The 21,249-nt window shown below is 63.5% G+C and carries 17 protein-coding genes; 16 read left to right on the forward strand and 1 reads right to left on the reverse strand.

The genetic code is table 11. The features are described 5' to 3' along the window. Positions 1-44: 44 nt before the first annotated feature. On the reverse strand, positions 45-1,073 hold the full coding sequence (locus JCM7686_RS17620; RefSeq protein ID WP_020952742.1) for a replication initiation protein: 1,029 nt from the start codon (positions 1,071-1,073) through the stop codon (positions 45-47). A 604-nt stretch (positions 1,074-1,677) separates the two neighbouring features. Between JCM7686_RS17620 and JCM7686_RS17625 the strand changes: the two genes are divergently transcribed. The 16 genes from JCM7686_RS17625 (at position 1,678) to JCM7686_RS17700 (ending at position 21,246) form a co-directional block, all read left to right on the forward strand. Further along, positions 1,678-2,877, forward strand: coding sequence for an AAA family ATPase (locus tag JCM7686_RS17625; RefSeq protein WP_020952743.1), 1,200 nt, complete (start codon positions 1,678-1,680; stop codon positions 2,875-2,877). Then, a complete protein-coding gene (locus JCM7686_RS17630) occupies positions 2,874-3,845 on the forward strand; it encodes a ParB/RepB/Spo0J family partition protein (protein WP_020952744.1) in 972 nt (323 codons plus the stop codon). The genes JCM7686_RS17625 and JCM7686_RS17630 overlap by 4 nt, the downstream gene beginning before the upstream one ends. A 131-nt stretch (positions 3,846-3,976) precedes the next feature. Beyond that, positions 3,977-4,735, forward strand: a complete 759-nt coding sequence (locus JCM7686_RS17635) for a class I SAM-dependent methyltransferase (RefSeq protein WP_020952745.1) — start codon at positions 3,977-3,979, stop codon at positions 4,733-4,735. Positions 4,736-4,869: 134 nt separating this feature from the next. Beyond that, positions 4,870-5,880, forward strand: coding sequence for a GlxA family transcriptional regulator (locus JCM7686_RS17640; RefSeq protein WP_020952746.1), 1,011 nt, complete (start codon positions 4,870-4,872; stop codon positions 5,878-5,880). Positions 5,881-6,174: 294 nt separating this feature from the next. Then, the gene (locus JCM7686_RS17645) at positions 6,175-7,845 is read left to right on the forward strand and encodes an ABC transporter substrate-binding protein (RefSeq protein ID WP_020952747.1); all 1,671 of its coding nucleotides are present in this window, start codon (positions 6,175-6,177) and stop codon (positions 7,843-7,845) included. A gap of 86 nt (positions 7,846-7,931) precedes the next feature. Beyond that, positions 7,932-8,945, forward strand: coding sequence for an ABC transporter permease (locus JCM7686_RS17650; RefSeq protein ID WP_020952748.1), 1,014 nt, complete (start codon positions 7,932-7,934; stop codon positions 8,943-8,945). Between the two features lie 2 nt (positions 8,946-8,947). Beyond that, positions 8,948-9,841: an ABC transporter permease gene (locus JCM7686_RS17655; protein ID WP_041528086.1), complete on the forward strand. Its 894-nt coding sequence runs from the start codon at positions 8,948-8,950 to the stop codon at positions 9,839-9,841. Between the two features lie 11 nt (positions 9,842-9,852). Next, positions 9,853-11,949, forward strand: coding sequence for an ABC transporter ATP-binding protein (locus JCM7686_RS17660; RefSeq protein WP_020952750.1), 2,097 nt, complete (start codon positions 9,853-9,855; stop codon positions 11,947-11,949). Between the two features lies 1 nt (position 11,950). Then, positions 11,951-13,219 carry an MFS transporter gene (locus tag JCM7686_RS17665; RefSeq protein WP_051201685.1) on the forward strand — a complete coding sequence of 423 codons (1,269 nt, stop codon included), beginning with the start codon at positions 11,951-11,953 and terminating at the stop codon, positions 13,217-13,219. A 1-nt stretch (position 13,220) separates the two neighbouring features. Further along, the gene (gene hydA / locus JCM7686_RS17670) at positions 13,221-14,654 is read left to right on the forward strand and encodes a dihydropyrimidinase (RefSeq protein WP_020952752.1); all 1,434 of its coding nucleotides are present in this window, start codon (positions 13,221-13,223) and stop codon (positions 14,652-14,654) included. Then, positions 14,651-15,418, forward strand: coding sequence for an SDR family NAD(P)-dependent oxidoreductase (locus JCM7686_RS17675; protein WP_020952753.1), 768 nt, complete (start codon positions 14,651-14,653; stop codon positions 15,416-15,418). Before hydA ends, JCM7686_RS17675 begins: the two co-directional genes overlap by 4 nt. A gap of 33 nt (positions 15,419-15,451) precedes the next feature. Beyond that, positions 15,452-16,501 carry an NAD-dependent epimerase/dehydratase family protein gene (locus tag JCM7686_RS17680; protein WP_020952754.1) on the forward strand — a complete coding sequence of 350 codons (1,050 nt, stop codon included), beginning with the start codon at positions 15,452-15,454 and terminating at the stop codon, positions 16,499-16,501. Continuing rightward, positions 16,501-17,436 carry an allantoinase PuuE gene (locus JCM7686_RS17685; protein ID WP_020952755.1) on the forward strand — a complete coding sequence of 312 codons (936 nt, stop codon included), beginning with the start codon at positions 16,501-16,503 and terminating at the stop codon, positions 17,434-17,436. The genes JCM7686_RS17680 and JCM7686_RS17685 overlap by 1 nt, the downstream gene beginning before the upstream one ends. Next, positions 17,433-19,118, forward strand: a complete 1,686-nt coding sequence (locus tag JCM7686_RS17690) for a thiamine pyrophosphate-requiring protein (RefSeq protein ID WP_020952756.1) — start codon at positions 17,433-17,435, stop codon at positions 19,116-19,118. Before JCM7686_RS17685 ends, JCM7686_RS17690 begins: the two co-directional genes overlap by 4 nt. Before the next feature lie 6 nt (positions 19,119-19,124). Next, positions 19,125-20,462 carry a dihydroorotase gene (locus JCM7686_RS17695; protein WP_020952757.1) on the forward strand — a complete coding sequence of 446 codons (1,338 nt, stop codon included), beginning with the start codon at positions 19,125-19,127 and terminating at the stop codon, positions 20,460-20,462. Between the two features lie 10 nt (positions 20,463-20,472). After that, positions 20,473-21,246, forward strand: a complete 774-nt coding sequence (locus tag JCM7686_RS17700; protein ID WP_020952758.1) for an SDR family NAD(P)-dependent oxidoreductase — start codon at positions 20,473-20,475, stop codon at positions 21,244-21,246. Positions 21,247-21,249: the final 3 nt, after the last annotated feature.

Consider the following 21,249-nt stretch of genomic DNA (forward strand, 5'->3'; position numbering starts at 1 on the left):
GTCGGTGGTCGGGCGGCTTCCGAAAAATTGCCAATTGGCAATTTCTAAAGCGGGTTCTTTTCAGCGTAGCTGCGGAAGAAAGCCAGAAACGCGCGGTCGGGATCGGTGGCAGGCTCCTTGCCTGCGGCCCAGCTTCGCCACTCGCCCTCGATGAAATAGATGTCATAGCCGGGATGGCGCAGGCGCGCCGTTTCATAGGTCGCCGTCTGAAGCGCCGCGCCGCGACTCTCAAGCCAAGCCGGGCGCGCCCGCAAGCTGCCCACCCCCGGCACCGAGAGCTCTTCGGTCCGGCCCTCGGCACGAACCCGGCGGCCGACTTTAGAAAATTGCAGCGCGCGGTCGGCGGCGCCGGTCGCATCGCCGTCCTTGCGCCACCAGCGCAGCTCGACATGCGTAACCGCCCTGCCCGTCTTGATCGGCGCGATCTCGACCATGAAATCCGACAAGGCCTTCACCTCGGCAACCGCCGGATCAATCGCCCGCAGCTTGAGGTTCGACCAGCTTGTCAGCTTACCCTTCGGCACACCCATAATGCCGCGCAACGAATCCAGCGTGAATTTCTCCGACGCCTTCCAGCGCAGATTGCCGCGCTTTTGCACCATCTCGTAAAGCGTCAGCGCATATTTCGACGACAGCGCGAACATGACCTCGCGCTGAAGCCGGGCAAAGACCTGACTGTTACCGATGATCTTGCGCAAGCGCGCCGGGATCTCATATTCGAGCATCCCATCCGCGCGCCCGCTTTCAAGGTTGCCGCCCAAAAGCTGCACGCGCTCGATCGCAGGCTCACCGTCCCAGATCACCGCGACCTTGACAATTGCCGACATCAGTCGTTCAAGGCTTTCTCCGACCCGATCATTCGAGTTATGGCTGCCGCGCAAAGCCGATTTGGGAATCAAATGGGTGACCGGCTTGTCGATCGCATCCCAGGCGTTTTCCAACAGCTGGTTGTAGATGCGCCGATCGTTCAGAGTCAGTGGCGTGACCTCGACAAGATCGACCAGCTCGCCTGGTTTGATCAGGCTCTCGGCATTGGGCCGAGCCGTGACTGTCCGAATCCTGCCTTCTGCCATAATCCCCTACTCCGCATCGCTTACGTTTGTATCGGATAGAGCGTAAGACTTCAACCTCAGCCGCCGCTGTTGCGTGTATTGCACCCAATTTGTAAGCAGCGACGGATCAGATCACGCTTGGCTGATCCTCAGGCCATTGCTTTTGTTGATAAAAATCAGACCATTCCTTTCGCTTGGACAAGCAACCCAGGAAGTAAGCTTTAGAGACCGCCCGGAAAGTAAGCCGAGCGCTCCCGATTCGTAAGGACTACCGCCCGAAAAGTAGGGGTTCGTGTCCCGAAATGTAGGAGTTTCTGAATATAACTCACTATTATCATGTGCTTACCTTGCATGAATATTGAATCATTAGAATCTGAACCTAAGAGGTTGTTTGATTTATCCACAGGGGAAGAAGACCAATCGCACGGCCGCGTTCAAAGCTTACAAAACGGGATAGATTGCCCGGCTCGTATCGTCAAAATCAGCCCTTTTTGTTGAAGATTTCGATGAATGCGCGGTCTTCCTTCCGCTATCGGCTTTTGAGGCTAAACCCTAAAATTTCCGAACTTTACCCTTGGGACCGCATAAGACATACTAAGACAAACAGGCAGATAATCAGGCCCCCATGTCCCCAGTTCTTCCTCCAGTCACGCTGGACGAGCTTGGCATTCTCAGTCGCCGAGCCTCGACCGTCATCGAACGCCTGCGCGAGCGGGTTTTCTCGCCCGGCAATGAAAAGCGACTTGATCTGATCTACAACGTCCGCACCGCGGCGGAAATGGTTGGCCGTTCGGAAAAAGCGATCCGCGACGCTGAGGCGGATGGCCGTTTGCCAGAACCGGAAAAAGACGAAACCACCGGCCGGCGGAACGGATATACTCTGGGTGAGATCAATCGGATGCGTGAGGTTTTCGGCACGCAGCCGCATCGCAAGCCCGAAGATCCGCCCCTGGTTCTGGCGGTGCAGAACTTCAAAGGCGGTGTCGGCAAGTCGACGACCGTGGTTCATCTCGCCCAATATTTCGCCCTGAAGGGCTACCGGGTCTGCGTGATCGATTGCGACTCGCAGGCCTCGACAACCTCGGTTTTCGGGCTCAATCCCGATATCGACATCGATGAGGACGAGGACACGCTCTATCCGTTCCTGCAGCACGGCGGCCCGAAGACGCTGCATTACGCGCTGCGCGCGACCTACTGGCCCGGAATTGCGCTGATCCCGGCAAACCTTGGCCTTTATGACGCTGAATATGAGTTCGCGGCGCGCATGGCACGCGAACCCGCCTTCATACTGGACAGGTTGCGCGACGGGGTGGCCTCGATCGCCGATCAGTTTGATATCGTCCTTCTCGACCCGCCGCCGGCGCTTGGGATGATCTCGCTCTCGGTGATGCGGGCTGCGAATGCGCTGCTGATCCCGGCGCCGCCGAACAATATCGACTTCGCCTCAACCGCGCATTTTCTCAAGATGATGGAGGCGACGCTGTCCGAGCTCGCGCGTCATGGCGGAGAGCGTGAATATAGCTTCATCCGCATCCTGACCAGCAAGATGAACGACCAAAAGTCGGCGCATCAGGCGATCAAGCGCATGATGGATGCGGTTTTCCCGCAGGATATGCTGGGCGCGGTCCTGAAGGATTCGGCGGAAATCGACAATGCCACCGCCAATCTGATGACCGTTTACGAGATGACGGGTCCTGCGGCGCGAACCGAAACCCACCGCCGCTGCCGCGCTTATCTGGACGCGGTCGGGCGTGAGGTCGAGCTGCTCGCGCGCAAGACCTGGCCCAGTCATCATCACAATCTGCGCAAGGAGGGGCTGCTTTGAGCAAGCGTCACGATGCGATTTTCGATGATGTGCTGCGCGATATCCCGCAAGAAGTCGCCGCCGAAAAAACCTCTGCGCGGTTTTTAAAGCGCTCGAATGCTTTGGCCGACAGCGGAGAGCGTGAGGAAAAGCTGCTGCGCTGGGTCGATCCCGACCGCTGCATCATGTGGGAGCGTCACAACCGCGCCTATGAGCTGCTGAATGAGGAAAATTGTCGCGATCTGATTGACAGCATCAAATCGCAGGGCCAGCAGGAATTCCCGGCTATCGTGCGCAAGCTGCCAGCCGGGCAGGGCGCCGAATATGAGGTGATCTGCGGCGCGCGGCGCCATTTCGCCGTGTCTTGGCTGCGGGCAAACAATTATCCGCAATTTCGCTATCTGATCGAGGTGCGTGACCTCAGCGATGAAGAGGCCTTCCGCCTTGCCGACATCGAGAACCGGGACCGCGCGGATCTGTCGGATTATGAGCGCGCGCGGGACTATCTGATGGCGCTCGACCTCTATTATGGCGGCAAGCAGAAGGCGATGGCGGCGCGGCTGGAGGTCTCGGAGGCTTGGCTGTCGCGCTATCTTTACCTTGCGCGCTTGCCGCAAGAAATCGTTGCCGCTTGGCCCCAGATCACCGAGCTGAAAGAGCTTCACGCGCGCAGTCTGCGGCCCTGGCTTGCTGATGCCCGCGAGGATGTGCTGGCCGAGGCGCGTAAGCTTGGTGCCGAACAGCATGGCGCGCGGGCGGGGCAGGGCGATCTCGTGCCGGTGGCAAAGCTTTTGGCGCGGTTGAAGGCGGCGGCCTATGGTGCGCCGACGGCGCCGGAAAAGCTGACCTTTGGCGGGGCGGCGCAAGATCAGGTGAAGATGCAACGGCGCGGCAGCAAAATTCATCTCGAGTTTTCGGACGCCATTTCTGAAGAGGCTTTGCGCCTCGCGCTTGATGCCTTCATTCGCAGTGAGATTGCCGGGAAGTAAGAAATTGCCAGTTGGCAATTTCCACCATTTGTCGGTGCCGCGGCTTAATCATCAGTTTGGCGGTATTCTGATGATTAAAAGCGGCGCACTCCGCAGCCCCAACGGAAGCAAGCTAAAGCGAGGATAGGTTGATGAGCACGCCCAACATATCGCGGAACTGGTTTGATGCGGGCGGGCGCGGCTATGCTCAGTTCCGGCCCGAATATCCGGCGGCACTGGCAGATTATCTGGCCGAGATCGCGCCACGGCGGGGTAAGGCGGTTGATGCCGGTTGCGGAACCGGCCAGTTGACCGTGCAGCTTGCCCGGCATTTCACCGAGGTGATCGGACTTGATCCGAGCGCGGATCAGTTGGAAAACGCAGCGCCTCATGCCGACGTCAGCTATCTCTGCGCCCCGGCAGAGGCTCTGCCGGTCCCGGATCACAGCGCCGATCTGATCACTGCCGCGCAGGCCGCGCATTGGTTCGATCTGCCCGCCTTCTATGCAGAGGCGCGCCGGATCGCTGCCCCAGATGCGGTGATCGCCTTGATCAGCTATGGCGTTCTGCGCTTTGAAAACCCGACGCTCAACCAGCGCTTCGCCCGCTTCTACCGCGACGAGGCTGGCCCGTATTGGCCCGCCGAGCGGCGTTTGGTTGACAGCGGTTATGCCGATCTCGACTTTCCCTTCGCTCCATTCTCGCCACCCGCTCTGGTCATTGAGCGCGATTGGAATCTGGCGGAATTTCTGGGCTATGTCTCGACCTGGTCGGCGGTGCGTCGGATGACCGAGGCGGGGCGCGCCGATCTTCTGACGGAGGTTGCGCAGAACTTTGCGGACCTTTGGGGAGATGCCGAACAGCGGCATCGGGTGTCCTGGCCGATCAATCTGCGGGTGGGCCGGATCTAGGCACCAGCTCAGCCGCAGGCGCGGCAGCAGGGGAAATCACCGCGCCGGGACCGGGCCATATCGCGCAAGGCCGATTGATCGGTTAATCCTTGCCGCGCGGCGGGAGGAGGCCCGCGCCGCGCGGGAGGTCAGACATGGCGGATCAGAACAGCAATTTTGCGCAGCTCGCGCAAACGGGCAGGCCCGTGCGGGTCGGCTTCTTTCTGGTGCCGGATTTCCCGCTGATGACCTTTGCGGCGGCGGTCGATTCCTTGCGACAGGGCAATCGGCTTGCGCGCAAGAAGGCCTTCGAATGGGTTTTGCTGTCGGCTGATGGGGCAGGGGTGAAATCAAGCTCGGGACTGGGCTTCGATGTCGATGCGCCGATCAGCAAGGCGCCGCGCTGTGACATCGTCATCCTGATCGCCGGGATCAACTATGCCGATGCCTATGAGCCGAATGTCTTCGGCTGGCTGCGGCGGATCTATTCAGAGGGCGCTTTTCTGGGCGCGGTCAGCACGGCGGTTTTCCTGCTGGCCCGGGCGGGTCTGCTCGAAGGGCGGCGCTGTTCGGTCCATTGGGAATCGCTGGCAAGCTTTCGGCGCGAATTTCCGAACTGTCTGGCGACGGATGACATCTATTCCTCGGACGGGCGCTTCGTGACCTCGTCGGGCGGGACGGTGACACTCGACATGATGCTTTACATCATCGCGGCGATTGAAGGGCGCGATCTGGCGGCGCTGATTTCCGATCAGTTCAACCATGCCCATATCCGGCGGATGACCGATGTGCAGCGCATGTCGCCCGAAGATCGCTTCGGCATCCGCAACTCGAAGATCGCTTATGTCGTGCGCCAGATGGAGGCGAGCCTCAGCGCGCCGGTCGAGATCACCCAACTTGCCGACAGCGTCGCGCTGTCCCTGCGCCAGCTCGAACGGATCTTTCACGCCAATCTCGGCAAGAGCCCGTCGAAATTCTATATCGAGCTGCGCATGGCGCGCGCGCGTGAGCTGTTGACCTTCACCGAGCTGACCATTGCCGAGATCGCCGAGCTGTGCGGCTACGATTCCCCCTCGCATTTCAGCCGGTTCTACCGCCAGCAATTTCAGGAAAGCCCCGCGGCCACCCGCAAGGCGGAAATCGCGCGGCGGTCCCTCGGGTCGTGACGCGGCACCATTCGTCGTGGTCCAGAGCGTGATTGCAGATCGGCGACGCCTTTCGACCCGGGCGCGGGCGTCATGGATCAATCGCGCGCCATGTCGTGTTGCGCACATAATATGACGACTCACAGCATATTGCCGGGCCTGTGGGCGCGGTATCTCTGCAAAAAACATGGCTGATCAGCGAGGGCTCTCTTTGCGGGGAATCGGTGCTGACGCCGGGGGTGCTCCGCCTGTCGGGCCACCCGCGCCGGCCGATAAAAAACGAGAACAGCTCTTCGCCAACCAGGAGGTTTTGCCTTGGACAAGACTACGCATTCCTACATCCCGACCCTCGTCGATCAGATGCAAACCGGCGCGATCGGCCGCAGGGATTTCTTGCGCAAGGCGACCCTTCTGGGGCTTTCGGCGGCGGCGGCCTATGGCCTTTCGGGCCTGCCCGCGCCCGCGACGGCGGCCGAGCCCGCGGCTTTGCCCAAAGGCGGCAATCTGCGGATCGGGATGCGCTGCATGGAGATCAAGGATCCCCATCTCGTTGATTTCGCTGAGAAATCTAACCTGATCCGCCAGGTCTGCGAATATCTGACCTTCACCGATGCCGAGAACATCACCCATCCCTCGCTTTTGGAAAAATGGGAGGTGAGCGACGATCTTAAGACCTGGACCCTGCATCTGCGCCGCGACATCTCGTGGCACAGCGGGCGTCCTCTGACCGCCGATGATGTGGTCTGGAACCTGCGCCGGGTCTGCGATCCTGCGATCGGCTCGTCGATGCTCGGCCTCTTCACCGGCTATCTCGTCGAGGATTACGACACCGGCGAAAAGAACGCCGACCAGAGCCCGCGCATGGCCAGCCGTCTCTGGAGCGAGAATGCCATCGAGAAGGTCGATGATTACACCGTGCGCCTGAATTGCGCCGCGCCCCAGATCGCGGTGCCGGAGCATCTCTATCACTATCCGATGTTCATCGCCGATCCGGCCGATGGCGGCGTCTTTGGCCCCGGCGCGAACGGCACCGGGCCGTTCGAGATGGTCGAATACACCGTCGGCAAGGGCGCGAAATACAAGGCGCGCGCCGATTACTGGGGCGAGGGGCCCTATCTCGATACGTTCGAATTCGTCGATCTCGGCGACAATCCGGGCGCGAGCATTGCCGCGATGGCCTCGCGTCAGGTCGATGGCCTGTCGGAAGCCGATGCCGTTCAGATCAACTCGATGCGCAACTTCCCCCATGTCGCGGTCTATGAGGTCCAGACCACCCAGACCGTGGTGGCGCGGATGCATCCCGAGATCGAGCAGTTCAAGGACAAGCGCGTGCGTCAGGCGATGCGTCTGGCCGTGGATCGCGACAAGATCATCCAGACCGCGCTTCTGGGTGCGGGCACGCCCGCCGAGGATCACCATGTCGCGCCCACCCATCCCGAATATGCCGCTTTGCCGAAATATGGCCGCGATGTCGAAAAGGCGCGTCAATTGCTGGCCGAGGCCGGCTATCCCGACGGCTTTGATTTCGACATGGTCACCCGCCCCGATCCGATCTGGGAGCTGAACACTGCGCAGGTTCTGGCCGAGCAATTCAAGGACATCGGCGTGCGCATCAACATCAAGGCTTTGCCGAGCGCGCAATATTGGGAGGTGTGGAAGACCACGCCCTTCAGCCTGACCGCTTGGGGGCATCGCTCGCTCGCGATCATGACGCTGTCGCTGGCCTATCGCTCGAACGCCGCCTGGAACGAGTCGAATTACGCCAATCCCGAACTCGATAAGCTGCTGACCGAGGCCGAGGGCATTCTCGATCCGAAAGAGCGCAGCAAGGTCATGGCCAAGATCGAGGCGATCATGCAGGACGACGGCCCGATCGTGCAGCCGTTCTGGCGGATCTTCTCGACCGTGATGGACAAGAAGGTTCAGGGCTTCGAGCTGCATCCCTCGCAATATCTCTTCGCCCATCAATACGCCGTTTCCGCTTAACGCTTGGCCGGAGCCCGGCTTGGCCTCGCTTGATTGGGTTGGGCGCGGTCGGGTTCCGTTTCCCAGAACATGGATCCTTCTTCCCCATGGCGAAATTTCTTTTGAAACGACTGGTGATGATGGTGGTGACGATGCTCTGCGCGTCGTTCCTCGTCTTCGCGGTCTGCGAATTCACCCCCGGCAGCGTCGCGCGCAAATCGCTTGGCCCCTATGCCACCCAGCAGCAGGTCGATCTGTTGTCGGAAAAGCTCAAGGCCAATGATCCGCTGGTCGTGCGCTATGGCCGCTGGCTTGGCGTTCTGGTCGGTGCCATTCCCGATCCGCTGCAAGATCCCGACACCGGGCTCAATTTCAGCGATCCGCGCGGCGCGCAATATTTCGGGAATTTCGGCTATTCGACGCTGAACAAGCTGCCGGTCAATGATGTGATCTGGGACCGTTTGGGCAATACCGCGATCCTTGCCGGGCTGGCGTTTCTGTTCATCGTGCCGCTGTCGATCCTCTTCGGCATCCTCTCGGGTCTGAAAGAGGGCGGCAAGCTCGATCGGGTTTTATCGGTCATCTGCATCACCTTCACCTCGATCCCCGAATTCGCCTCGAGCGTGTTTCTGGTCACCCTCTTCGTGATCCTCTGGCCGATCCTGCCGGGAACGAGCCCGCTCAACAGCGATGGCGGCTGGCCGATCGGATACCAGCTGATCCTGCCGGTCGCGGTGCTGGTGATCTATGATTTCGGTTATGTCGCCCGGATGATCCGCGTCTCGATGATCGGCGTGATGGAGCGGCCCTATATCCGCACCGCCATTCTCAAGGGCATGAGCACGCGCCAGGTCGTCCTGCGCCATGCCTTGCGCAATGCGATGATCGCGCCTTTCACCGTGCTGCTCTTGCAGATCAACTTTCTCATCAGCGGCGTGGTCGTGACCGAGCTCGTCTTTGCCTATCCCGGTTTCGGGCGGCTGATCCTCGATGCGAGCCTCTTTGGCGATATCGCGACGCTCGAGGCTGCCACCATGATCACGGTCGCGATCGCCGTGACGACGCAGCTTCTGGGGGATCTTGGCTACATGCTGCTTGACCCGCGCATCAGGGTGAAATGACCATGACCATTCAGCAAAACCCCCCGCTTTCGGAAGCCACCCGCGCCGTGGCCGAGCCAAAACCGGCCCGCAAGGCAAAGCCCAATTGGATGCGGATCTTCCGCTCTCGGACGGCGGTGGTCGGCATGTGTCTGGTGCTCTTTTGGGTGCTCGCGGCCCTGCTGGCACCGATCCTGCCGCTGCAATCGCCGACCGAATCCGATGCGATGGCGATGGCATCGCCGGGCCCGTCCTGGGCGCATTGGCTCGGCACCGATATTCTGGGCCGGGACGTGCTGTCGCGGCTGATCTTCGGGGCGCGGACCGTGCTGGTCGTGGCGCCGCTGTCGGTCACGGTGGCAATGATCGTCGGCATTTCGCTCGGGATGCTCGCGGGCTATTTCGGGGGCTGGACCGATCTGCTGATCGGGCGGCTTTCGGACATCATCCTCGCCTTCCCGGTGCTGGTGATCTACGTCATCCTGATCGCGAATATCGGGCCTTCGGTGCTCAATATCATCATCGCGACCACGATCGCCTCGGCGCCGGGCATCGGCCGGATCACGCGCGGCCTCGTCTTGTCGATCAAGGATCAGGAATATGTCGCGGCCGCCAAGCTGCGGGGCGAGAGCACGCTCTATATCATGCTGGTCGAGATCTTGCCGAACTGCCGCAGCATGCTGATCGTCGATGGCTGCCTGCGCATCGGCTATACCATCATCACCATCGGCATCCTGGGCTTTCTCGGCCTCGGCCTGCCGCCGCCGAACCCCGATTGGGGCGGCATGGTCAAGGAAAGCGTCACCGTGCTGAACGTCTGGCCGCTGATGTCGATCATCCCCTCGCTGGCGCTGGTGAGCCTTGTCCTCGGCTTCAACCTGCTCGCTGACGGGATGCGCGAGGCGTGGAAACCATGACTCTGGAAACCATGAATGCAGTCTCGTCCCATCTTGTAGGAGCGGCCATGACCCGTGATCCCAGGGAAAACGTCGAGCCGGTGCTCGATATCCGGAATCTCAAGATCGAATTTCGCGGCAAGGATGAGACCGTGGTCGCGATCCCGGATCTGTCCTTCAAGGTCATGCCCGGCGAAAGCTATGGTCTGGTCGGTGAATCGGGCTGCGGCAAAAGCACGACCGCCATGGCGATCATGGGCTATCTCGGCACCACCGGCGTGATCGCCAATGGCAGCATCCGCTTTAACGGGCGCGAGCTGGTCGGCGTGTCGCCGCAGGATCTGCGCAGCATTCGCGGGCGTCAGATCGCCATGGTCTATCAAGATCCGATGAGCGCGCTCAATCCGGTCAAGACCATCGGCGCGCAATTGGCTGAGGTGCCGATGCTGCATCTGGGCGCGACCCGGCGCGAGGCGCTCGACATGGCCGAGGCGATGCTCGCCGATGTCCGCCTGCCCGATCCCGGCGATATGCTGCGGCGCTATCCGCACCAGCTTTCGGGCGGCCAGCAGCAGCGCGTCGTCATTGCCATGGCTCTGCTTGCTCGGCCTTCGCTTTTGCTGCTCGACGAGCCGACGACCGGGCTGGATGTCACGGTCGAGGCGGCGGTGATCGATCTGATCGAGGAGCTGCGGCGGCGCTATGCGACGAGCCTGCTGTTCATCTCGCATAACCTCGGGCTAATCGCGGAAAGCTGCGACCGGCTGGGGATCATGTATTCGGGCGAGATGGTCGAAGAGGGCAGCACCGAACAGGTGTTCCGCCATCCGCGCCATCCCTATACGCGCGGGCTGATCGACTGCATTCCCGATCTTCGCGGCGACAAGCGCACGCGCACCTTGGCCGCGATCCCCGGTCATATCCCCTTGCCGCAGGAACGCCCCGAGGGCTGCCTTTTCGGTCCGCGCTGCGCGAGCTTCCGCGCGGGGATCTGCGACCAGCCCGGCCTGCCGCTGCAAAGCGCCGATGCCGCCGCCCATCTCGTGCGCTGCGCACGCTGGCCCGATGTTGCGGCGCCGGTTCCCGCGCCGGGCGTGGCCGTGCGCGAGACCACCGGCGCCGAGCCTGCGATTGCGCTGTCGGATGTCAGCAAGATCTACGCGATCAGCCCGACCCGCAGCGTCAAGGCCAATGAGGCGATCAGCTTCGAGGCCGGGCGCGGCGAGATCGTGGCCTTGGTCGGAGAATCCGGCTGCGGGAAATCGACCCTCGCGCGGATCGTGACCGGCCTTGGCCGCGCAAGCTCTGGCGCGATCCGCATGGCGGGCGAAAACATCGCCATGATCGAAGCCAGCGCCCGCCCGCCCGAGATGCTCAAGGCGGTGCAGATGATCTTTCAAAACCCCGACAGCACGCTCAACCCCTCGCATGGCGCGACCTTCTCGATCTATCGCTCGATCAAGAAATTCGGTCTGCGCAAAGGCAAGGCCGAGATCGAGGCGCGGGTGCGCGAATTGCTGGAAATGGTGCGCCTCTCGCCCGCCGTGGCCAAGCGCAAGCCGAACCAGCTCTCGGGCGGCCAGAAGCAGCGCATCGCCATTGCCCGCGCCTTTGCCGCCGATCCGACGCTGATCGTGGCCGATGAGCCGGTCTCGGCGCTCGATGTCTCGGTTCAGGCGGCGGTGGTGACGCTCTTGCTCGACATCCAGCGCGAGAAAGAGGCGACGATGCTCTTCATCAGCCACGATCTCGCCTTGGTGCGCCATGTCGCGGACAAGGTCGTGGTGATGTATCTGGGCAAGGTCATGGAGCAAGGCACGGTTGACGAGGTCTTCGGCACCGGCGCCCATCCCTATACCGAGGCGCTGCTGTCGGCGATCCGCGACCCGCATGCCGAGGGCGCGCCAAGCACGCGCATCACCCTGAGCGGCGACACGCCAAGCCCGATCAATGTCCCCGCAGGCTGCCGCTTTGCGACCCGTTGCCACCGCAAGCTTGGCGCGATCTGCGACACGACGCCGCCGCCCTTGCGCAAGGTCAGCGAGACGCATGAGATCGCCTGTCACATCGGCTGTGCAGAGCTGGCGGCGCATCCGCCGGTTCTGGGGCGCGTGGCGAAGGCGGGCTGAGATGCAACCCTCGGGAATGGGGCTGGCCTCGGGCCGGCCGGGTTCGGGCCGGATCCGGGCGATCGCGCCGCTGATGACCAGCATCTGCCTGATTGTGACCGCGAATGCGATGCTGACAACCTCGGTGTCGCTTTACCTGAGCGCACCGACGCTCGATCCGCGCGTCGTGCAGGCCCTGCTCACGGCCTTTCCGGTGGGCTTCCTGCTCGGATGCCTAGCCGCCCATCGGCTGGTGACGGCGCTCGGGCATCAGCGCGCCTTTCTGGCCGTTGCGCTGCTGTCGTTTCTGGCCTCTTGCGGCTATGCGATGACGCAGAGCTTTCCGGTCTGGCTTGGCCTGCGTCTGGCCAGCGGCTTTGCCACGGCGACGCTCTTCGTGGTCTCGGAAAGCTGGATCAACCTCTATGCGGATCAGCGCAATCGCGGGGCCTTCTTCTCGCTTTACATGCTGATGACCTCGCTTGCGGTGCTGCTGGGGCAATTGCTGATCTCGGCCGCCGGGCCAAGCTCGCCGCATCTTTTCCTGATCGTCATCGCGATCTGTCTGGCCGGGGTCACCCATGCGCTGTTTCTGGGCGGTCCCTGGCCTGCCTTGCCCGATCAGGCCACGGATGCGCCGCATCCCGAGACCCGTCGCGGGGCGGCGGCCAAGGCCAGCCGCTTCACCGTCTGGCAGCTCGCGCGGCTGGCGCCGGTGACGATGGTCTGCGTCTTTCAGGCGGGGATGACGAATATGAACGTCTTCACGCTCACCCCGATCTATGGCGAGCGGATCGGCCTTGATACGGCGGCGGTGGTGTCCTTGGTCACCGCTTTCAGCATCGGCGGCATGTTGGCGCAGGCCCCTGCCGGATGGATCTCGGACCGGATCGACCGCACCGCCTTGCTGATGGTGCAAGGCGCGCTGACTTCGGGTCTTTGCGCCGCGATCATCTGGTGGGGAGCGGGCTCGCATCCGGTGCTGCTTGGCCTGTTCTTCGCCTATGGCGCGGTGGCGATGACGATTTACCCGGTGGGCATCGCCTATGCCAATTCGCTTCTGGACAGCCGCCATATGGTCGCGGCCTCGGGCGGGCTCTTGCTGCTTTATTCCTTCGGCAATGTCCTCACCCCGGGGATTGCCGCCGGATTGATGGACGGGATCGCCCCGCAGGCGCTTTTCGTCATGCTGGGCTGCGGCGCCTTTCTGGTCTGTCTGACCGCCGCCTTTGGCCTGAGCCGGCGCCGTGCGCGCGCCTCCCTTGCTTGCTCTGCTTCGAAAGAGAACTGACATGACGGATTCCCTCCCCTTCGATCTGGTCATCAAAGGCGGCCGTGTCGTTCTGCCCGAGAGCACGCAAGAGATCGACATCGGCATTCGCGACGGCGTGATTGCCGCGCTGGGGCCCGACCTTGGCCCGGCGCTGCGCGAGGTTTCGGCAGCGGGGCGGATCGTCCTGCCCGGCGGGGTCGACAGCCATTGCCACATGGACCAACAGCCCTGGGAGGGGCGCGCGACGGCGGATGATTTCAACACCGGCACGCTCTCGGCGCTCTGCGGTGGCACGACCACGGTCGTTCCCTTCGCGATGCAGATGCGCGGCCAATCCCTGCGCGAGATCGTCGACGACTATCACCAGCGCGCCGAAACCAAGGCGCATATCGACTATAGTTTCCACCTGATCATCGGCGATCCCTCGGCAGAGGTTCTGCGCGATGAAGTGCCCGCGCTGATCGCCGAGGGCTGCACCTCGCTCAAGATCTATCTGAGCTATGACGGGCTCAAGCTTGACGATTACGAGGTCCTCAACGTGCTGGATCTCGCGCGGTCCGAGGGCGCGATGGTCATGGTTCATGCCGAGAATGACGCCTGTATCCGCTGGCTGACCGAGAAATTCATCGAGGCGCGCAAGACCCAGCTGCGCTACCACGAAAAGGCCCATTCCGAGATCGGCGACCGCGAAGCCACCTTCCGCGCGATCAGCCTGTCCGAGCTGATCGAGACCCCGATCCTCGTCAGCCATGTCGCGGCGGGCGGCGCGGTCGAGGAAATCCGGCGCGCCAAGGCGCGGGGCCTGCCGATCTTTGCCGAGACCTGCCCGCAATATCTCTTCCTCTCCGCCGAGGATATAGACACCGAAGACCTCTCGGGCTCGCGCTGTGTCTGCACACCGCCGCCGCGCGACAAGTCGAACCAACCCGCGATCTGGGAGGGGATCCTTGACGGCACGCTCGAGGTGTTTTCTTCGGATCACTCGCCTTGGCATTATGCCGACAAGATCGCGGGCGGGCCGGATACGCCCTTTTACCGCATTCCGAACGGCATTCCCGGCATCGAGACCCGGCTGCCGTTGCTCTTCTCAGCGGGCGTGAACGGCGGGCGGATGTCGCTGCAAAAGTTCGCCGATCTGACCGCAGGCGCGCCCGCGCGGCTCTTTGGCCTTTACCCGCGCAAAGGCGCGATCGCGCTTGGCGCGGATGCCGATCTCGCGATCTGGGATCCAGTGCGCGCCGTCACGATCTCGAATGATCTGCTCCATCACGCGACCGATCACACGCCCTATGAGGGCCAAGAGGTCACGGGCTGGCCGGTGATGACCATCTCGCGCGGCGAGATCGTCTGGGACGATGGCAAGGTCCTGTCGACGCCGGGCCGGGGCCGCTTCGTCGCGCGCCAACGCCCGCTGGTGCCGCAACAGCAACCCTCGCGGATCCTCGCATCATGACCGGGGTCTCGCTTTCCGCGCGGCTTGAGGGGCGGGTGATCTTCCTGACCGGCGCCGCGAGCGGCATCGGTGCCGCCATTGCGCGGCGCTGCGTGGCCGAAGGGGCGGCCGTGATCTGTGCCGATCTGAACGGCGCGGCGGTCGAAGCCCTCGCGGACGAGTTGGGCGCGCAGGGCCTTGGCGTGACCTGCGATGTCACCGAGGCCGCCTCTGTCGAGGCGGCGGTTGCGGCGGGGCTTGCGCGGTTTGGTCGGCTCGACGGGCTCGTCCATAATGCCGCGGCGCCCTCGCCGGATGGCAGCGTGCTCGATCTGACGGCGGCGCAATGGGCCAGTGAAATCGGCGTCAACCTGACCGGAGCCTTCCTGACCTGCAAATCTGCCTTTCCGGCGATGATCGCGGCGGGCGGTGGTTCGGCGGTGATGATCGCCTCGCAATTCGCGCAGGTCGCGACCGCGAAATCGGTGGCCTATTGCGCGGCGAAGGCCGGTCTCGTGCATCTGGCGAAGGCCATGGCGGTCGATCATGCGGCGGACGGCATCCGCGTGAACAGCCTGTCTCCGGGCGCGGTGGCGACCAGTCGGCTTTTGCAGCGCTGGCCGGACCTTGCCGCAGCGGATGAAGGTCTCGGCCCCGACTATTTGCTGGGTCGGATTGGCCAGCCCGATGAGATCGCGGCGGCGGCGGCCTTCCTGCTCTCGCCGGACGCCTCTTTCGTGACCGGAACCGATCTTCTGGCGGATGGTGGCTATGCCGTTCGCTGACCCGATTAATCTTTGTTTAGGGGTGAAATCCGAATGACCCTTTTGGTAACCGGCGGCACCGGCTTTGTGATGAGCGTTCTCGTGCGGGCCTGGCTTGACCGAGACCCTGCGGCGCGCGTCGTGATCCTTGACCGTGCCGCGCCCGATGAGATGACGGAGCGCTTTTTCGCTCCGGACAGCGACCGGGTCCGCGTCATCACCGCCGATATCTGCGACCCCGCCGACTGGGCGCCGCAGCTCGCGGGCGAGGATATTCGCCAGATCGTCCACGGCGCGACGGTCACGCCGATTTCGCGCGGCACCGCTTCGGAGGCTCGGGTCGAGCCAGAGGCGCTCGATCCCGCCCGGATCATGGAGATCAACTTCACTGGCACCCTGCGCCTGCTCGATTGGGCGCGTCACTTGCCTGCTCTGGTGCGGTTCATCTTCGTCAGCTCGGGCTCGGTCTATCGCCATCACGGTCCCGATCAGGCCGGAGAGCCCTTGCCCGAAGACGGCTATGTCGCGCCGCTGACGCTTTACGGCATCTCGAAATTCGCCTCTGAAATGACGGTGGACCGCTATGCCGATCTGTTTGGCCTCTCGGCGGTCTCGGTGCGGCTGGCCTCGGTTTACGGCCCGATGGACCGCGTCACCGCCAGCCGCAATTTCCGCCATGTCCCGAACCGCATTGCCCATATGGCGCTGGCGGGCGAAACCATTCGCCCGAACAGCCTTGAGCCGGTGGGCGATTACATCCAGTCGCGCGATGTCGCGGCGGCCATTCTCGCGCTGCTCGATACCCCGCGCCTGCGCTATCGCCACTACAACATCGCGAGCGGCGAGACCGCGACCATCGGCGATGTCATCGGCTGGGCGCGGGACCGCGTCCCGGATCTTGCGGTCAGCGTCACGGACGGGCCCGAGGCCAATGTCGTTCATGATGTGGCGCTGCGCGATGGGATGTGGGGCGCCTATGACATTGCCCGCATCACCCGCGACACCGGCTGGCAGCCGCGCCCCGGCGCTGAGGCCTTTCACGATTATCTGGACTGGATCAGCGGGTTTGAGACCAGCACCGCGCCCTCTGAGGAGATGAATTGATGACCACCCCGACCACCGATCAGACGCGCGATTTCATCGGCTATGGCCCGAACCCGCCCCGCATCACCTGGCCCGATGGCGTCACGCTCGCGGTCAATCTGGTGCTGAACTACGAAGAGGGCGCGGAATATTCCTGGCTCGAGGATGGCCGCAACGACAATTGGGGCGAGTATAATATCCCGAACAGCCCCCCGGTCCGCGATCTGGGGACAGAGACCCATTTCGAATATGGCAGCCGCGTCGGTGTCTGGCGTCTGGCGCGGATGTTTGACCGCTACCAGATCCCGGTGACGGTCTCGGCCTGCGCGGTCGCCTTGCAGAAAAACCCCGCCGTCGTCGAATGGATGAATGCGCGCAACCACGATCTGCTCGGCCATGGTCTGCGCTGGAGCGAATATTCGACCATGCCGCGCGACGAGGAGGAGCGGCAGCTCTCCGAAGCGATCGCGCTTTATGAAAAGCTGACCGGGCGGCGTCCTCTGGGCTGGAATTGCCGGTCCTTCCCCAGCGTGAACACCCGCGATCTGATCGTGCGCGAGGGCGGCTTTCTCTATTATTCGGACCCCTGCAACGACGATCTGCCCTATTTCCTCGACCACGACGGCACCGAGCTTTTGGTCGTGCCCTATTCGAAGACGCTGAACGACAGCCGCTATCTGATCGCGCCGGGCTATAGCAATCCGCGCGATTTCGCCGAGGATTGCCGCGCGGCGATCGATTACATGGCCGAAGAGTCGCAAGAGCTCGGCGGGCGGATGCTCACGATTTGCGTTCACGCGCGTTGGATGGGCCAGCCCAATCGCGCCCATGGCCTGCGCGAGGTTATCGAGCATGTCCAGAAGACCCCCGGCGCGGCCTTCATGCGGCGCGAGGATATCGCGCGCCATTGGCTGAAGCTGCATCGCGGCGCCGGGCAAGACGGGGGGCGCGCATGACCGAACTCCAGCAGATCAACCGCGCGTCGGCCACAGAGGCCGCACAGATGACCGGGGCGGCCTATATCGCGGGCGTGCTCAAGCAAGAGGGCGTGCGCCAGATCATCGGCTATCCCGCGAGCGAGCTGTTCGACGCCGCCGCAGCACTCGAGATCCCGCCCCTGATCGCGCGCAGTCAGCGCGTCGCGGTCAATATCGCCGAGGGCTATGCCCGCGCGACGGCGGGGCGCGAACTGGCGGTGGTGACGGTGCAATATGGCCCGGGGGCGGAAAGCTCCTTTGCGGGGATTGCGCAGGCCTTCAATGACCGCGCGCCGGTCCTGTTCCTGCCGACCGGCTATCCGCGCGGCTCGGAAGCGGTGACGCCGAATTTTGAATCGCGCCGGAACTTCGCGCATATCACCAAATGGTGCGAAACTGCGACCCGGGTCGAGGATCTGCCGAAGCTGCTTCATGCCGCAATCTCGCGCATCCGCTATGGTGCGCCCGCGCCGGTGCTGCTGGAACTGCCGGTCGATCTGTTGAACGAGCTGCAAGAGGCCTCGCCGCAAGATCACCTCTGCCCGCGCCGAAGCGCCCCCCAGGCCGAAAAGGCGCAGGTGGCCGAGTTGATGGAGCGGCTTTTGGCGGCGCGCCATCCGGTCATTCTGGCCGGGCAGGGCGTCCTTGCCGCCGAGGCCACGCCCGAGCTGGTCGCTTTGGCCGAGGCGCTTGAGATCCCGGTGATGACGACGCCGAACGGCAAAAGCGGTTTTCCTGAAAACCACCCGCTGGCGCTTGGCACTGCCGCGCGCGCCCGGCCGGAAACGGTGGATCATTATCTCGAAGAGGCCGATCTGGTGCTGGCGATCGGGACCAGCCTGACGCGCTCTTATTACATCCTGCCGGTTCCTGAGGATAAGATCATTCTGCAGGTGACGCTCGATGACAGCGACATCGGCAAGGATTATCCGGTGACCTTGGGGGTCGTGGCCGATGCGCGCGCGGCGCTTTGCCAGATGCTCGATCATCTTGGCCCGACGCCGGTGAAGCCTGCGACACGCGCCGGGCTTCGCGCCGAAATCGCTGCGCATCGCGCCGCTTTTCTCGCGAAATGGATGCCGCTTCTGACCGCAGAGAGCTCGCCGATCTCGCCCTATCGCGTGATCTGGGAGATGGTCGGTGTGCTCGATCCCGACCGCACCATCATCACCCATGACGCCGGAAATCCGCGCGATCAGCTGTGCCCTTTCTATGTCGCGACCCAGCCCGGCGGCTATATTGGCTGGGGCAAGACCACGCAGCTTGGCAGCTCGCTTGGCTTTGCTTTGGGCGCAAAACTCGCGCGGCCCGAGGCGGTCGTCGTCAATCTGATGGGCGAGGCGGCGTTCGGCATGGTCGGCATCGACTTCGAAACCGCCGTGCGCTGCGATCTGCCGGTGCTGACCGTGGTTTTGCGCAACAATGTGCTCGGCGGCTATGCCCGCAGTATGCCGGTCGCGAGCCAGAAATACGAAGCGAACCGGGTCTCGGGCGAATATGCCTCGATCGCCGAGGCGCTTGGCGGCTATGGCGAATGCGTGACCGAGGCCGGGGATCTGCGCGCGGCGCTGCTGCGCGGGCTCGATCAGGTCGCGCAGGGCCGTGCGGCGCTGATCGAGGTCGTGACCCATGAAGAGCCGCGTCTTGCGGGGCTGTGGTAGGGCGCGATGTTCGATCTTCTTATCCGCTCGGGCAGGCTGGTCACTGCTGCGGGCGAGACCCCGGGCGAGCTTGGCATTCAGGGCGGGCGGATCGCTGCGATCCTGCCGCCGGGGGCCGAGGCCGATGCGCGCGAGGTCGTCGATGCCACCGGGCTGAAGCTGCTGCCCGGGCTGGTTGATGCCCATGTCCATCTGCGCGAGCCCGGGCTGACGCAGAAAGAGGACTTCCTCAGCGGCTCTCATGCGGCGGCGCTTGGCGGGGTCACGACGCTGCTCGATATGCCGACCGATGATCCTTGGACGGAAACCCCCGAGCAATTGGCCGCGAAAATGGCGCTGGCGGCGGGGCGGCTTCATGTCGATGTGGGCTTTCAGGCGGTGCTGAGCCGGACCGGCTGCGATCTCGCGGGGCTGCTGGATCTTGGCCCGGTCTCGCTGGAGCTGTTCACCGCCGATGTGCCCGAGGCCTATCTCTTTGAAAGCATCGCCGAGGTGGCGCAGATGCTGGGCCGGATCACTGGCTCTGCGGCAGGGCGCGAGATGGCGGTGGGCGTCTCGCCGGGCGATCAGTCGATCCTGCGCGCGGCGCCCGCTGGCCGGGATATCGCGGCTTTTCTCGCCAGCCGTCCGCCCTTGGCCGAAGCCTCGGGCGTGGCGCGCGCGGTGCTCGCCGCTGCGCAAAGCGGGGCCAAGGTCCATGTCCGGCAAACAAACTCACGCCTTGGCATCGAGACCTTTCGCGGGCTGCGGTCGCTCGCCGATGTCACGCTTGAAACCACGCCGCAGAATTTCTTCTTCACCGCCGCCGATTACGAGACTACCGGCGCGGGGCTGAAGGGCTCGCCACCGTTTCGGGGGGCCGAGGATGTCGCGGCCTTGCGCCAAGCCCTCTCCGACGGGTTGATCGACGTGATCGCGACCGATCATGCGCCGCATCTCCCGGCCGAGAAAGCCGCGCCTGCGCCCTCCTTTGCCGAGATCCCGGGCGGCATGGCCGGGCTTCAGACGCTTTTGCCGGTGATGCTGCGGCTGGTCGCGGAACGGGTACTGACGCTTTCTGATCTAGTGCGGGTCTGCTGCGAAAACCCGGCGCGCCGCTTTGGGCTCGGTCACCGCAAGGGCGTGATCGCGCCGGGATATGACGCCGATCTTATCCTGCTCGATCCCGCGCAAGAGACGGCGATTTCGCATGGCGCACAGGTCTCGCGGGCGGGGTGGACGCCGTTTGACGGCTGGCGTGTGCCGGGCCGGATCGCGGCGGTCTATCTGCGCGGCGGGCGGATCGTCGATCAGGGCCGCCTTGTTTTGTCACAGCACGGGCAGGTTGTGCGCCGTGCAAGCTGAGAGAATTTCTATGGATATGCTGAAAGACAAGATCGCCATCGTCACCGGCGCAAGCTCGGGTCTGGGGCAGGCGATCGCGCTGCGCTATGCCGCCGAGGGCGCGAAAGTGGTCGTGGCCGATATCCGCGAAACTGCGGTCGAGGGCGGCGAGACCACCTGTGCCAAGATCGCAGCTTTGGGCGGAGAGGCCAGTTTCATCCAGACCGATATCGCCGATTGGGCGGCGGTCGATGCGCTGGTCGGGGCAACCGTGGCGCGCTACGGGCGACTTGATCTTCTGGTCAACAATGCGGCGGTCTATACCTCGACCACCTTGACCGAGACCACCGCCGAGCAATGGCAGCGCGTGATCGGGGTCAATGTCACCGGCTATTTCCATTGCAGCAAACGCGCGGTTCAGCAGTTCCGCCTGCAAGAGCCGGTCGGCGAGATCCGCGGGCGCATCATCAATATCTCGTCCCAGCACGGCATGGTCGCCTCGCCCGGAGACTTTGCCTATGGCGTCAGCAAAGGCGCGATCGTGCAGATGACGCGCCAGATCGCGGTCGATCACGCCCATGAGCTGATCGTGTGCAATGCGGTCGCTCCGGGCAAGATCATCACCGGCAAGCCCGGGGTCGCGAATGATCCGGCGATGCTCGATTACTCGCGCAGCCGCACGCCCTGGCCGCGCTTTGGCGCGCCGCAGGATGTCGCAGGGGCTGCGCTTTTTCTGGCGAGCGATCTTTCAAGCTACATGACCGGCGTCAACCTGATGGTCGACGGCGGCTGGATGGCGGGCTGAGCG

It is taken from the genome of Paracoccus aminophilus JCM 7686 (assembly GCF_000444995.1).
Lineage (GTDB): Bacteria > Pseudomonadota > Alphaproteobacteria > Rhodobacterales > Rhodobacteraceae > Paracoccus > Paracoccus aminophilus.

What these genes read in the sequence shown, in the direction of transcription:
- JCM7686_RS17620 (WP_020952742.1), bottom strand. Translation starts at nt 1,073, where the DNA reads ATGGCAGAAGGCAGGATTCGGACAGTCACGGCTCGGCCCAATGCCGAG.
- JCM7686_RS17625 (WP_020952743.1), top strand. Translation starts at nt 1,678, where the DNA reads ATGTCCCCAGTTCTTCCTCCAGTCACGCTGGACGAGCTTGGCATTCTC.
- JCM7686_RS17635 (WP_020952745.1), top strand. Translation starts at nt 3,977, where the DNA reads ATGAGCACGCCCAACATATCGCGGAACTGGTTTGATGCGGGCGGGCGC.
- JCM7686_RS17640 (WP_020952746.1), top strand. Translation starts at nt 4,870, where the DNA reads ATGGCGGATCAGAACAGCAATTTTGCGCAGCTCGCGCAAACGGGCAGG.
- JCM7686_RS17650 (WP_020952748.1), top strand. Translation starts at nt 7,932, where the DNA reads ATGGCGAAATTTCTTTTGAAACGACTGGTGATGATGGTGGTGACGATG.
- JCM7686_RS17655 (WP_041528086.1), top strand. Translation starts at nt 8,948, where the DNA reads ATGACCATTCAGCAAAACCCCCCGCTTTCGGAAGCCACCCGCGCCGTG.
- JCM7686_RS17660 (WP_020952750.1), top strand. Translation starts at nt 9,853, where the DNA reads ATGAATGCAGTCTCGTCCCATCTTGTAGGAGCGGCCATGACCCGTGAT.
- JCM7686_RS17665 (WP_051201685.1), top strand. Translation starts at nt 11,951, where the DNA reads ATGCAACCCTCGGGAATGGGGCTGGCCTCGGGCCGGCCGGGTTCGGGC.
- hydA (WP_020952752.1), top strand. Translation starts at nt 13,221, where the DNA reads ATGACGGATTCCCTCCCCTTCGATCTGGTCATCAAAGGCGGCCGTGTC.
- JCM7686_RS17675 (WP_020952753.1), top strand. Translation starts at nt 14,651, where the DNA reads ATGACCGGGGTCTCGCTTTCCGCGCGGCTTGAGGGGCGGGTGATCTTC.
- JCM7686_RS17680 (WP_020952754.1), top strand. Translation starts at nt 15,452, where the DNA reads ATGACCCTTTTGGTAACCGGCGGCACCGGCTTTGTGATGAGCGTTCTC.
- JCM7686_RS17685 (WP_020952755.1), top strand. Translation starts at nt 16,501, where the DNA reads ATGACCACCCCGACCACCGATCAGACGCGCGATTTCATCGGCTATGGC.
- JCM7686_RS17690 (WP_020952756.1), top strand. Translation starts at nt 17,433, where the DNA reads ATGACCGAACTCCAGCAGATCAACCGCGCGTCGGCCACAGAGGCCGCA.
- JCM7686_RS17695 (WP_020952757.1), top strand. Translation starts at nt 19,125, where the DNA reads ATGTTCGATCTTCTTATCCGCTCGGGCAGGCTGGTCACTGCTGCGGGC.
- JCM7686_RS17700 (WP_020952758.1), top strand. Translation starts at nt 20,473, where the DNA reads ATGGATATGCTGAAAGACAAGATCGCCATCGTCACCGGCGCAAGCTCG.